The organism is Massilia sp. ST3 (assembly GCF_018119405.1).
Taxonomy (GTDB): Bacteria; Pseudomonadota; Gammaproteobacteria; order Burkholderiales; family Burkholderiaceae_D; genus Telluria.
The window spans coordinates 24,694-37,589 of record NZ_JAGPWC010000031.1 but is presented as its reverse complement, the minus strand read 5'-3'; the positions used below and the strand labels follow the sequence as shown (position 1 = coordinate 37,589).

The 12,896-nt window shown below is 65.2% G+C and carries 6 protein-coding genes; 5 read left to right on the top strand and 1 reads right to left on the bottom strand.

What is annotated here, in order from left to right:
• Positions 1-94 precede the first annotated feature (94 nt).
• The 5 genes from KBW98_RS12645 to KBW98_RS12625 all read left to right on the top strand — a co-directional run bounded on the left by KBW98_RS12645 (position 95) and on the right by KBW98_RS12625 (position 11,194).
• Positions 95-6,835 (top strand): DUF4214 domain-containing protein, encoded by a 6,741-nt coding sequence (locus KBW98_RS12645; RefSeq protein WP_211520499.1) that lies wholly within the window; start codon positions 95-97, stop codon positions 6,833-6,835.
• A gap of 144 nt (positions 6,836-6,979) precedes the next feature.
• The gene (gene dusA / locus KBW98_RS12640) at positions 6,980-7,969 is read left to right on the top strand and encodes a tRNA dihydrouridine(20/20a) synthase DusA (RefSeq protein ID WP_211520498.1); all 990 of its coding nucleotides are present in this window, start codon (positions 6,980-6,982) and stop codon (positions 7,967-7,969) included.
• 356 nt (positions 7,970-8,325) lie between these two features.
• Positions 8,326-10,101 (top strand): methyl-accepting chemotaxis protein, encoded by a 1,776-nt coding sequence (locus KBW98_RS12635; RefSeq protein WP_229429155.1) that lies wholly within the window; start codon positions 8,326-8,328, stop codon positions 10,099-10,101.
• Positions 10,102-10,174: 73 nt separating this feature from the next.
• Complete coding sequence (locus tag KBW98_RS12630) at positions 10,175-10,519, top strand: energy transducer TonB (protein ID WP_211520497.1); 345 nt, start codon at positions 10,175-10,177, stop codon at positions 10,517-10,519.
• 273 nt (positions 10,520-10,792) lie between these two features.
• Positions 10,793-11,194 (top strand): YXWGXW repeat-containing protein, encoded by a 402-nt coding sequence (locus tag KBW98_RS12625; protein WP_211520496.1) that lies wholly within the window; start codon positions 10,793-10,795, stop codon positions 11,192-11,194.
• Positions 11,195-11,205: 11 nt separating this feature from the next.
• Here the strand turns inward: KBW98_RS12625 and KBW98_RS12620 are convergent, their stop codons facing one another.
• Complete coding sequence (locus KBW98_RS12620; protein ID WP_211520495.1) at positions 11,206-12,843, bottom strand: sensor domain-containing diguanylate cyclase; 1,638 nt, start codon at positions 12,841-12,843, stop codon at positions 11,206-11,208.
• Positions 12,844-12,896 lie beyond the last annotated feature (53 nt).

Here is a 12,896-nt window from a genome sequence, read left to right as displayed (position 1 = left end):
TTCTTCCCCGGCGCCAGCCGACGCCGTCATTTCCAATACCAGCGAAAGCACTGTCGAGCCTTCCTCATCGACTGCGGCGCGCATGGCGCAAGCTATGTTCGTCACCTATTATGGTCGACCGGCAAATACATTCGAACTGAGCAACTGGACGACCAACATGGAAGGTGCGCTCGAGCATGGAATCGATGACCTGGGGCATGATTTTTTCGGGAGCTCGGCCGAGTTCGTCGTCCGGCTTGCCGGCAAGACCAACGAGCAGGTCGTCGAACATCTGTACCGGCAGCTGTTCGGCCATGGCGCCGACGCGGCCGGGCTCGCGTTCTGGTCGCACGCCCTGGAGCAGGGCAGCATGACTCCGGCCGCGCTGGCCAATGCGCTCGTGACCGGCGCGCAAGGGGCCGACAAACTCGCGTACGAGAGCAAGTTGGATGCCGCGATGTCGTTCACCGAAGCGCTCGCCGGCAGCTCCGGCCTTTATGGGCGGGCCGACGCAAGCATGGCATTGTCGTTTCTGGATGCCGTCACCGGTCCTGAAACCGCGCAACAAGCCGTCGCTTCCTTGGCGGAGCTGATGACGCAGATGGCGGCGCTGCCGGCGAACGCGCAGGCTTCCGGGACCGTGCATATCGAGGGAATGCTCGCTGTCGGAGGAACTGTCCTTGCCGCGCACGATCTGTACGATGCCGACGGCATGGGACCCGTCAGCTACCGGTGGTATGTGGGGGGACGCCTGGTCGACGGTGTGAGCGGTCCGTCGCTGGTCCTGTCCGAGGCGCATGGCGGCAAGACCGTGTGGGTCGAGGCTGCCTTCATCGACGGCCGGGGCGCTGTCGTCAGCGTGAACAGCGAACTGAGCGGTGTGGTGTCGATGTCGTCGGCGGGCCAGGCCATCGAGCGCATGTTCGTCAGCTGCCTCGGACGGCCCGCCGATCCCGCGGCATTTCAGGACTGGATCGAGCGCCTTGCTACGGCGGGAGAGGGCGGCCTGGAGGTGCTGAAGGAAACCCTGCTCGCTTCCAGTGAGTTTGCCGCGCTGTATGCCGGCAAGACTCCAGCGGCAGCCGTGCAGCTGGTCTTCCAAACGCTTTTCGGCCGCGAGCCGGACACCGCCGCGATCGAGTTCTTCAGCGGCCAGCTTGCGAGCGGGACGCTCTCCATCGCCGACCTGGCCGAGACGGTCGCGGCCGGCGCGCAAGGCCTTGACCGCGAGGTCCTGGCGAACAAGCTCCGCGTCGCCGAAGCCTATACGGGCGCTGCCGCAGACGCGGGCGATGTCTTTGCCGGCTACGAAGCATTCGACGAAGCCCGCGATTACCTGGCAACGATTGGCGATGAAGCTTCCTCCACGGCTGCCATCGCCGGGATCGGGGACGCCATCATGGCCTTGCACGCGCTCGAACCGAACCATCCGATGCGCGCCAGCTATGGGATGAGCGGGACTTTCGGTGTCGGTAATCTGTTGTCCATCTCACCGACGTTCACGGATGCGGATGGCGTGGGGCCCCTGCATTACCAGTGGATGGCGGATGGCAGCGATATCGCCGGCGCCAGCGACCCGAGCTTCCGCATCACCGAAGCCGAGCTCGGCAAGGCGATCACGGTGCGGGTCAGTTATACGGACGGCCGCGGTTTCCTTGAAACCCTCACCAGCCGTCCGATCGAGGCGCAGGACTACCATGAGGGGACAGCCGGGGCGGATACGCTCGCTGGCGGCGCCGGCATCGATATCTATACCGTCAACCATCCGGGCGACATCGTCGTCGAGCAGGCCTCCCAGGGTGCCGACAGGGTCATGGTGTCGCTTCCAGGCGGCTCCAGTTATGTGTTGCCCGCCAATGTGGAAGACGGCAGGCTGGCCGGTTTTGCCGCCGGCAATCTGAGCGGAAATGAGCTCGCCAACGAACTCGTGGGAAACAATGGCGCCAATGTCCTCGACGGCGGCGCGGGGCGCGATGTGTTGTATGGCGCCGCGGGCGACGACGTGCTGCTGGGCGGCGCAGGCGACGACACGCTGCTCGCCGGAAGCGGACGCGACCTGGCCGACGGCGGCGCCGGATGGGACCGCGTGATCCTCGACCATGCATTCGATGCGTACCAGGTGTCCCGGCCCAATGCCACCGATACCGTCCTGCGTCACACATCCACGTCGGATACGGTCGTCCTGCGCAACGTCGAGTACGTCCTTTTTGCCGGCGATGGAATGACAATCGGCGAACTGCAGGAAGGCGTGCCGGTCATTCCCAATGCCTCGCCGACCGGCGAAGTCCGCATCGAGGGCCGGGCGGAGATCGGGCAAGTGCTGACGGCCGTGCCGGAGCTGGCGGATCCGGATGGCCTGGGCTCCTTCGATTTTCAGTGGTATGCCGACGGCCAGCCGATCGATGGCGCCACGGGGGCAAGCCTGGTGCTGACCGAGGACATGGCCGCGCGTTCGATCAGCGTCGCCGCACGCTATACGGACGGGCAGGGGAACCTGGAAGCGGTGCAGGCCTCACCGGTCACGCCGGCGCCAATCGTGCGGTCCGACAGCGGCTTCCAGGCCATGCAGCAGCTTTTCGTGACTTTCCTCGGACGTCCTGCCGAACCCGCCGTCCTGGTCCATTGGATGGGCGAAGCGGCGCAGTCCGGCCTGCCGTCCGCGTTGGCGGCGCTGCGGGCCTCACTGACCGGCTCGCTCGAATTCGCACGCCTGTATGACGGGACGGCGCAGGAGAACGTGGCGCGCGTCTACCAAACCCTGTTTGGCCGCGATCCTGATGCCGCCGGACTCGCATTCTGGAGCGGCCTGCTGGCAAACGGCCAGTTGAACCTGCCAGATCTCATCCACACCCTTGCCCGAAGTGCGCAGGGCAATGACGCCGTCGTCCTGAATGCCAAGGTGGGGGCCGCGGGACTATTCACGGCGTCGATCGACACCGTGCGGGAAACCGCGTCGTACAACGGATGGGACGCCATGGATCTGGGGCGCGCGTATCTCGCCGGTGTCGTGAGCATGGCAACGGCCGCAGCAGCCATCAACATGCGGCACGACAGCATCCGCGCGCTGGAGCAGCTGGCGCCCGACAGCCCCGCCGCAGTCCAGCTGTCGATTTCCGGCAAGGTCTCGCCTGGCGAGACCTTGAGCGCCACCTACCTGCGCATCGACGCTGACGGCCTGGCGCGCGCCACCCTGCAATGGCTTGCCGATGGCGTGCCGGTCCAGGGCGCGACCGGTACGACGCTGCTCGTGACCCCGACCCTCATCGGGCAGGCGATCACGGTGCGTGCGAGTTTCGTGGACGGGCGCGGTTTTACGTCCAGCTTCACCAGCGATGCGGTGGAGTCCGGTCAGGACCGGCTCGTGGGCACGATCGGACGCGACACCCTCGCCGGCGGAAGGGGCGACGACTCGTACCGCGTCGACCGCCCCGACGACATCGTGGTCGAATTGGCGGAACAGGGAATCGACCGCGTAGAGGTGGCATTCAGCGCGCCAGGCACGTACCAGCTGCCCGCGCATGTCGAGCATGCGCAGGTCCTTTCCGCGGGAACGATGGCGGTCCACCTGACCGGCAATGCCCTGGACAATGAACTAATCGGAAATGGCGGCGCAAATACCCTGATAGGCGGGGAGGGCAACGACATCCTCGACGGCAAGGCCGGTAAGGACACCATGGTCGGCGGGGGCGGCGACGATGTGTACGTGGTCGACGTGGCGACCGACGTGGTGGTGGAAGCCGTCGACGGCGGCCGCGACACGGTACGCACGGCACTCGCGAGCCTGACCCTCGCGGCAAACGTCGAGAACCTGGTGTATTCGGGCAGCCAGGCGTTTGCCGGCACCGGGAACGAGCAGGCTAACGAGCTTCGTGGCGGCAGCGGTGCCGACAAGCTGGCGGGCAAGGGCGGCAACGACTGGCTCTTTGGACATGAAGGCAATGACGGTCTCGACGGCGGCGCCGGCGACGACAGGCTGTTTGGCGGCGCTGGCAACGACACGTTGCTTGGTGGCGACGGGAATGACGTGCTGCAAGGCGAGGCCGGCAGCGATGTCATGGATGGCGGCGCCGGCGACGACCTCGCTGTGATGGGCGGCGACTTTGCCGACTACGAGCGCGCGCGCCCGAACGCGACCGACACGGTCCTCGTGCGGAAGACGACTGGCGAGACCTATACGCTTCGCAACGTCGAGCAGATAAGGTTCGACGACGGCATCAAGACCATCGCCCAGGTCCAGGTCAACCTGCCGAGCGCGGGAGATGACGTGCTCGAGGGCGGCACCGGAAACGACCTGATCGACGGCGGACTGGGCAATGACAGCATGGCGGGTGGACTGGGGAACGACCGCTACGTGGTCAATAGCACGGGCGATACGGTCATCGAGCGCGAAGGCGAGGGCATCGACCAGGTCGATGTCGCCTACACGGTCAAGGGGGTGTACACCCTCGGCCAGCATGTGGAAAGGGCCACGGTCGTCGCAGGCGCGGGCGTGGCCGTCAACCTGATCGGCAATGCGCTCGATAACATCCTCATCGGAAATGGAGCCGCGAACGTGCTCGAAGGCGGTGACGGACGGGATCTCCTTGACGGCGGCGCCGGCAAGGATACCCTGGTTGGTGGTGCCGGCAATGACACCTACGTCGTCGATGCCGTCGGCGAGATCGTGCGCGAAGAGGCTGGCGCAGGTCACGACACGGTGCTGACCTCGCTGGCCGCCTATATCCTGGGAGCCGACGTCGAGGGACTGTTCTATACCGGGACGAAGGGCTTCTCCGGAACCGGCAATACGCTGGGCAACCATATCTCGGGCAGCGAGAACGGGGGCGACGACAAGCTCTTCGGCGGGCTCGGCAATGATCTCCTGACCGGCTGGACAGGGAACGACACCCTCGATGGTGGCGACGGCGACGACTTGCTGTTCCCCGGGACAGGTATCGATGTGGTCAACGGCGGCGCCGGCACCGATACGCTGCTGCTCGAGGGGGCGCTCGAGGACTATGTCATCCAGCGTCCGAACCTGACCGATACCATCCTGATCAACGAAGCGCTCAAGGTGCGCATCACCATGCGTGACGTCGAACTGGTTGAACATGCCTACGGCGAATGGAGTACGGTGGACCTGAGCCAGTTGCACCACAATGTCGCCAGCGTTGGTGCCGACACCCTGGTCGGCACCGCGGGCGACGATGTGATGGACGGCGGCGCGGGTAGCGACCACCTCAGCGGCGGCGACGGAGATGACCATTACCTGCTGGACCTTGCCACTGACGTGGTGGTGGAAGAGGCGGGGGGAGGTCGCGATACGGTCGAACTTGGATTCAAGGCGCCGGGAACCTACGTCCTCGGTGTGTACGTCGAGAATGCCATTGTCACTGGCACGGGCGCCGTCAACCTGGTCGGCAATGGACTCGACAACGTGTTGACCGGTAATGCCGCGGTCAATGCGCTCACCGGCGGCAACGGTGACGACCTGCTCGATGGACGCGGGGGCAAGGACAGCATGAGTGGCGGAGCCGGTGACGACATCTATGTCGTCGACATCGTCGGGGATCTCGTGATCGAGGCGGTCGACGGTGGCGACGATACCGTGCGCACGAGCCTGGCGTCCTATACGCTCGGCGCCGAGGTCGAGAACCTCGTCTACGCGGGGGCCAAGGCCTTCGCAGGCACCGGCAACAGCATGGATAACGTGCTTGCCGGCGGGGCGGGCAACGACAGGCTTGCGGGAGCACTCGGCAGCGATTTCCTTGAAGGGGGGAGCGGCAACGACAGCCTCGACGGCGGAGCAGGCGACGACACACTGCTCGGCGGGATCGGAAACGACAGCTTGCAAGGCGGCGCCGGCGCCGACCTCCTGCAGGCCGGCACCGGCGCCGACATCGTCGATGGCGGCGCCGACGAGGACCGGCTGCAGGTGCTGGGCGCGCATGCGGATTACGCGCGCACCCGCGTCAACGCGACCGACCTGATGCTGGTGAATAAGCTCACTGGCGAGAGCATTACCCTGCGCAACGTCGAACATGTCGATTTCTCCGACACCACCAAAACGCTGGCACAGCTACTGGCGGACCGGGGCACCACGGCCAACGACGTTCTGACCGGCACGGACGGTGAGGACTTGCTCGACGGGGGCGCCGGCACCGACCTCATGTCCGGTGGCCTTGGCGACGACCGCTATGTCGTCAGTGCCGCCACGGACATGGTGGTCGAGCTGGACGGCGAAGGCGTCGATACGGTCGAGGTGGCGTTCACTGCCAAGGGAAACTACGTCTTGGCCGACAACGTCGAAAACGCAAGCATCACGTCGGCCGCGACGCTCGCTGTCAATGTCACTGGCAATGCACTGGACAACGTGATCAAAGGCAATGGAGCGGCGAATGTACTCGCAGGGGGGCATGGTGCGGACATCCTGACCGGTGGCGCCGGCAAGGACGTGTTCGTCGTGGACAGTGACTCAGGCGTGGATACCGTGACCGATTTCGTGTCGGGTGCGGACAAGATCCGCATCGTCCAGGGCGCGTTCCGCGTGGGCGATGGCGATGCAGCACTCGAAGGCGGACTGGTCCGCTCCGGCGCAGGCGGATTCGGCGCCAGTGCCGAACTGGTCATATTTACGGCTAACATCATGGGCGAGCTGGACGCGGAGTCCGCCGCGCTGGCCATCGGCTCCGCCGCCGCGAACTATGCCGCGGGGGCGACTGCGCTATTCGTGGTCGACAACGGCAGCGACAGCGCGGCCTATCTCTTTACTTCCGATGGGACCGATGCCCAGGTGTCGTCGGGCGAGTTGATGGAAGTCGTGCGCCTCATCGGCACATCCTCGACGGTGCTGGCGGATTACCTGTTCTCGATCTGAGCCATTGGCCGGCGGGGTGCTGCGGAGCCAGCGCCCCGCCGGCAGGTATAATGGCCTCGATAGTGACTGGACGAAAGGCCATTGCGATGCCAAGGGTCCGGGTTCAAGCCTCGTCTGGAACTGAGCAGATAATTTGTCGATAGTATGAAATACCGCAAGAGAACCTTAAGTGTCGCGCCGATGATGGACTGGACCGACCGCCACTGCCGCGTCTTCCACCGCCAGATCACCCAGCACACCTGGCTGTACACCGAAATGGTCACCACCGGCGCGCTGGTCTACGGCGACGTCGAACGCCACCTGCGCTACGACGAGGTCGAGCATCCGGTCGCCCTGCAGCTGGGCGGCAGCGATCCGGCCGACCTGGCCAAGAGCGCCAAGCTGGGCGAACAATATGGCTACGACGAGATCAACCTGAATTGCGGCTGCCCCTCCGAGCGGGTGCAGAAGGGCGCCTTCGGCGCCTGCCTGATGAGCGAGCCGCAGCTGGTGGCCGACTGCGTCAAGGCCATGCGCGACGCGGTGTCCATCGACGTCACCGTCAAGCACCGCATCGGCATCGACTACAACGAGGAGTACGGCTTCGTGCGCGACTTCGTCGGCACGATCGCCGACGCCGGCTGCCAGACCTTCATCGTCCACGCCCGCAACGCCGTGCTCAAGGGCCTGTCGCCCAAGGAAAACCGCGAGATCCCGCCGCTGCGCTACGAAGTGGCCTACCAGCTCAAGCGCGAATTCCCCGACCTGGAAATCCTGATCAACGGCGGCGTCAAATCCGACGACGAGATCGCCCTGCACCTGGAACACGTCGATGGCGTGATGCTGGGCCGCGAGGCCTATCACAACCCCTGGGTGATGGCGAACTGGGATGCGCGCTTCTATGGGCAGGAAGGGCGGCCGCGCTCGCGCACCGAGGTGCTGGAAGCGATGATCCCGTATATCGAAGAGCAGTTGCGCCGCTACGGTCCTCTCGGCCTGAAGCTCAACAGCATTACCCGCCACATGCTGGGCCTGATGACCGGTTTGCCGGGCGCGCGCGCTTTCCGCCAGGTGCTGTCGGATTCGAAGAAGCTCGCTGCAGGCGATCCGCGCCTGCTGCTGGAGGCCGCCGCGAAGATGCCGGTCGCCGCCTGATTGCGGCAGTATTTATCTTTTAGTCATCAAGAGGGCGTGCTCCGGCGCGCCCTTTTTCGTTTCTTGTCGGCAAATTGCCACACATTGTTAACATTTCTGCTACGCAATGTTGCTCTAAGCTTGCCCGATAGCAAGTAAGAACTGATAATTCCCTCTAATTCAGAGATTGCATGACATCAACGCTGTTGTTCCGTCGAAACAGATCGGATGGCCAGGACAATTTCTGACTGTTGGCCCAAAGTTTTGATTTATCCTGTCGGAAATATGCAGAGCTGCTGAGCAAGCTTCTGCGATGCGTCGCACGGCGCACTCCACCCCGGGCGAGTCCGATCAATAGATACACAGGGAAGAAGCGAATGAATTTGAACAACATGAAGGTCGGCACCCGCCTGGCGCTCGGTTTTGCACTGGTGCTGGTCCTGCTGGTCGCGGTGACGGTCGTAGGCATCCTGCGCATGGCGCAGATCCAGGATCGCCTGGACCAGGTGGTGAGCGTGAACAACGTCTCGACCGCCCTGGTGGTCGACATGCGCAATAACGTCGCCGAACGTGTCGCTTCGCTGCGCGTCCTGACCCTGATGACCGACCCGGCCGACATGGAGCCGGAAATGAACAAGTTCAAGGCCCAGACCGAGAAATACAACGAAGCCCAGCGCAAGCTGTCGGCCATCTTCGCGGAACACGCCAGCGACAACGAAAAGAAGCTGCTGGCCCAGATCAAGGAACACGAAGCGGCCGCCATGCCGGCGATCGCCAAGGCGGCTGAGCTCTACCTGGCGAACAACGCCATGGACGCGACCCGTGTGATGATCAAGGAAGTGCGTCCGGTCCAGAAGAAGTGGACCGAAGCGCTGGACCAGCTGGCCGTCCTGGAAGAGAAGCAGAACGCGCAGAGCGCGACCGACGCCCAGTCCGCCTTCGTCAACGCCCGTAACTTCATGCTGATGCTGCTGGCCCTGGCCCTCGTGATGGGCGGCGTGGCAGCGTATGTGATCACCCGCAGCCTGCTCAAGCAGCTCGGCGCCGAGCCTGGCTACACCGCCAAGATCGCCGGCAGCATCGCCCACGGCGACCTGTCGATCGCCATCGAGACCAAGGAATCCGATCGCGGCAGCCTGCTGGTCGAGATGAAGGAAATGCGCAACAGCCTGGTCGACATCGTCGAACAGGTGCGCCGCGGCACCGAGACCATCGGCACCGCCTCGCGTGAAATCGCGGCCGGCAACATCGACCTGTCCTCGCGTACCGAACTGCAGGCCAGCTCGCTGGAAAAGACCGCGTCGGCGATGGAAGAACTGACCTCGACCGTCAAGCAGAACGCCGACAACGCCCGTGAAGCGAACGCCCTGGCGGCAACCGCCTCGGACGTGGCCCGCAAGGGCGGCGACGTGGTGTCGCAAGTGGTGGGCACCATGGGCGAGATCAACAACTCGGCCAGCAAGATCGCCGACATCATCGGCGTCATCGACGGCATCGCCTTCCAGACCAACATCCTGGCGCTGAACGCCGCGGTGGAAGCGGCGCGTGCCGGCGAACAGGGCCGCGGCTTCGCGGTCGTGGCATCGGAAGTGCGTAACCTGGCGCAGCGTTCGGCAGCGGCGGCAAAAGAAATCAAGACCCTGATCGGCGACTCGGTCGAGAAGGTCGAGCGCGGCACCAAGCTGGTCGGCCAGGCCGGCGTGACGATGGACGAAGTGGTGTCCAGCGTGCGCCGCGTGACCGACATCATGAGCGAGATCGCCAACGCCAGCGCCGAGCAGAGCGCCGGCATCGAGCAGGTCAACATGTCGATCATCGAGATGGACAGCATGACCCAGCAGAACGCCGCGCTGGTGGAAGAAGCGGCAGCCGCCGCCCAGAGCCTGCAGGACCAGGCCGGCGAACTGGCGCGCGTGGTCAGCATCTTCAAGCTGGAAGAAGGCGAGCAGTTCCAGTTCGAACCGGCTGCTCCGGCGGCAGTCACCACCGCGGTGGTGGCGCGTCCGGCAGCCAAGCGTCCGGCCCCGCCGGCGCTGAAGAAACCGGCCATGAAGGCCGCCGCGAAAGCAGCGGACCAGGGCGGCGAAGAGACCGTCGCCAAGCCGAAGAAAAGCACCGCGACCGTCGGCAACGACGAGTGGGAAGAATTCTAGGATTTGAAGCAGTGCGCCGGCGAGCGAGCCGGCTTGAGACTGAAAAACTTTATCAACTTACTGGGGAAATCACATGAAAAACCTGACCGTCAAGCTGTTCGCAGCCCTGGCCCTGACCGGCGCCTGCGCCTCGACCTTCGCCGCCGAAGTCCCGGCGTCGTTCGACCCGAAGAAGTGCGCGATCGAATACCCGAAGGCCTCGCTGATGAACGAAGAGCAGGGCACGACCTCGGCGTCGTTCCTGGTCAGCGCTGACGGCACCGTGACCGACTCCAAGGTCGACAAGTCGAGCGGCTTCAAGAACCTGGACAAGGCGCTGATCAAGGGCCTGAGCGGCTGCAAGTTCAAGCCGGGCACCAAGGACGGCGCACCGGCCCAGACCTGGACCAAGGTCGACTACGCCTGGAAGCTGGACTGATTCATCTCCTGCAGCCGGTCCGTCGCCGGCTGCACCGCAGTACCCCGCCGGCCTTCGGGCCGGTTGTCGTTTCCGCATCGCCCCCTGCAGCATTCCCCGCACTCCCCGCATCGTTTCCCCGGCCGCAGCGCCGCCGCTTCACACCGATTTACATTTGCCGCCGCTGTTACATCTTTGTGGCCTCATGTATCGGCTGTAATAACTTCCTTCATTCGCCCATTGCAAGGGCCGGGCTCGCTATAGTGGTCTCACACCAACCGAAAGGAGAGCACCATGAAAAGCATTCTCGCCGCCACCGCCGCCGTCCTGATCAGCGCCGCCGCCTTCGCACCGGCCCAGGCCGAGGCCGCGATCCGTACCGAAGTCGTCGTGGTGCACAAGGCGCCGCCGGCGCCGCGTCACGAAGCCGTCCCGGCCGCACGCCGCGGCTACGACTGGGTGCCGGGCTACTGGGACTGGAACGGTCGCCGCCACGTGTGGGTCAGCGGCCACTGGGAGCGCGACCGCCCGGGCTATGCCTACCAGCGTCCGGAATGGCGCCGCGACGCCAACGGATGGCAGCTGGAACGCGGCGGCTGGCGCCACGGCGAACGCGTTGCGGCCCGCCGCGACCGCGACGGCGATGGCGTCCCGAACCGCTACGACGAGCGTCCGCGCAATCCGAACCGCTACTAAGCATTCTTGATCTAGGCATGACGCGCAGCCGAACCAGGCTGCGCGTTTTTTTTGTCCCTGTCCCTGTCCATCCCGGTGTCGCTGCTGTCCTCGTCCTCGTCGGAACGCACCCGGTTGCGGCCGCTCTGCTTGGCCCGATAGAGCAGGGCGTCCGCGCGTTCCACCAGCAGGGTGGGGTCGGTATCGTCGCCGGTGGCGAAGCGCATCGTGCACACGCCGGCGCTGATCGTCACCACACCGGGCGGATTCGCCGCATGCGGAATCGCGGCGCGCATCACCGCGATGCGCAGGTGTTCCGCCACGTTGCGTGCGCCGCGCGGGTCGGTGTCGGGCAGCAGGATCGCGAATTCCTCGCCCCCGTAGCGCGCCGCCAGGTCGGTCGGCCGCCCCAGGCTGTCGCGCAGGGCCGCCGCCACCTGGCGCAGGCACTCGTCGCCCGCCACGTGGCCATAGGTGTCGTTGTACTTCTTGAAGTAGTCCACGTCGACCATGACCAGCGACAGCGGCTTGCCGCTGCGTCCGGCGCGGCTCTTCTCCACCTGCAGCAGGTGTTCGAAGCGGCGCCGGTTGGCGATGCCGGTCAGGACATCATTGTCTGCCAGGTGGGCTAGCTCGCGGTTGTCCTGCTGGAGCACCGCGCGGGCGCTCACCAGCTCCTGCTCGAGGCGGTCGCGGATCATGATCTGGCGCACCAGCCGCCAGGCGCCGCCGCACAGGAGTGCGAGCACCACGAGCAGCGCCGCCGCCAGGATCGAGGTCGACTGCCACCACTTGGCCAGGATTTCGTCCTTGGCCTGGGCGGTGGCGACGATCAATGGGAAGCCGTCGAAGTGCCGGTAGCTGTACAGGCGCTCGACGCCGTCGATGTAGGAGCGGATCATGGCCGTGCCGGCCGTGGGACTGCGCTTGTAGAGGGCGTAGATGGTTCCCTTGGTAACGTCGTTGTCGACCAGCTTCTCGTCGAAGGGATGGCGATAGATCAGCCTGCCTTGGTCGTGCATCAGCACGATGGTGCCGGAGGCGCCGGTATCGAAGCGCTCGTAGATGCTGGAGAAATAATCCACGCGGATGGTGCCGAGCACCACGCCGGCAAAGCTGCCGTCCGGATTGTCCAGGCGCCGCGAGACGGGCAGGATCCACACCCCGCTCGAGCGGCTGCGCACGGGCAGGCCCACGTGCACGCTGCGGTCCTTGTTGACGCGGTGGTAGCGGAAGTACTCGCGGTCCGAGTTGTTGCCCCGGATCGGCTGTTCGAGCGAGGTCACCACCCAGCTGCCGTCGGCGCCATACACGAACAGGCCATGCAGTTCCTCGACGCTGGAGACCATGTTGCGCAGGTGGAGGCGCAGGCGCTCGCGGTCGGTGCCGACCATGCCGTCGTGCTCGATGCGTTCGACCACGCCGGCGAGCACGCTGTCGACCACGCGGATCGTCCCTTCGCCCTGGGTCGCCAGCGCCAGCGCCATGTTGGCGGTGACGGTGGCGGTGTCAGCCAGGCGCTGCTGGCGCGAGTGCCAGGCGTCCCAGGTCACGAAACCGATCAGGAGCATGCAGAACGAGACCAGCACGGCGATCACGTAGCGCACGGCCGGACGCTTCTTGGCGGTGAGGCTCGAGATATGGGGATCGGAGGAGCGGTCGGGGCGCATGGAGGTCACGGTTGGACGGTGCCCTGCAAGCATATCACCCGTTCGGCGGGGAG

Bases quoted from the DNA above. Each gene is read 5' to 3' on its own strand.
- dusA (WP_211520498.1), top strand. From the start codon at position 6,980: ATGAAATACCGCAAGAGAACCTTAAGTGTCGCGCCGATGATGGACTGG.
- KBW98_RS12635 (WP_229429155.1), top strand. From the start codon at position 8,326: ATGAATTTGAACAACATGAAGGTCGGCACCCGCCTGGCGCTCGGTTTT.
- KBW98_RS12645 (WP_211520499.1), top strand. From the start codon at position 95: ATGTTCGTCACCTATTATGGTCGACCGGCAAATACATTCGAACTGAGC.
- KBW98_RS12625 (WP_211520496.1), top strand. From the start codon at position 10,793: ATGAAAAGCATTCTCGCCGCCACCGCCGCCGTCCTGATCAGCGCCGCC.
- KBW98_RS12630 (WP_211520497.1), top strand. From the start codon at position 10,175: ATGAAAAACCTGACCGTCAAGCTGTTCGCAGCCCTGGCCCTGACCGGC.
- KBW98_RS12620 (WP_211520495.1), bottom strand. From the start codon at position 12,843: ATGCGCCCCGACCGCTCCTCCGATCCCCATATCTCGAGCCTCACCGCC.